At 70.5% G+C, this 702-nt stretch carries 1 protein-coding gene; it reads left to right on the forward strand.

All coding sequences use genetic code 11. The features are described 5' to 3' along the window. Positions 1-702 (forward strand): phenylalanine--tRNA ligase beta subunit-related protein (locus AC1D01_RS37440; protein WP_477874988.1); only part of this gene is annotated, 702 nt, incomplete at both ends.

Here is a 702-nt window from a genome sequence, read left to right on the forward strand (position 1 = left end):
TCTTCGACCTCGACAAGATCCACCACGGCCTCACGGTGCGCTGGGGCAGGCCGGGCGAGCAGCTGAAGCTGCTGAACGGCAACACGATCGAGGTCGATGCGGCGGTCGGCGTGATCGCCGATGCCGAGGCCGTCGAGTCGCTGGCCGGCATCATGGGCGGCGATGCGACCTCGGTGTCCGATGCGACGCGCAACGTCTACGTCGAGGCCGCGTTCTGGTGGCCCGAGGCGGTGTCGGGTCGTTCGCGCCGCTTCAATTTCACGACCGATGCGGGCCACCGCTTCGAGCGTGGCGTCGATCCGGCGCAGACGGTCGAGCACATCGAGCGCATCACGCAGCTGATCCTCGAGATCTGCGGCGGCGAGGCCGGCCCGATGGACGACCAGACCGTCGCGCTGCCGGCGCGCAAGCCGGTCACGCTGCGCGTCGCGCGTGCCGCGAAGGTGATCGGCATGCCGATCACGCAGGCGCAGTGCGTCGGCGTGATGGAGCGGCTGGGCCTGCCGTTCACGCAGGCCGAGGGCACGATCACCGTGACGCCGCCGAGCTGGCGCTTCGACCTGCTGATCGAGGAAGACCTGATCGAGGAAGTGATCCGCGTGCTCGGCTACCCGACGCTGCCGTCGACGCGCCCGCTCGCCTCGCTGGCGGCCAGCGTGCGCAGCGAATCGAAGCGCGGGCCGCACGCGCTGCGCCACCTGC

Source organism: Rhizobacter sp. P3_B12, assembly GCF_056402895.1.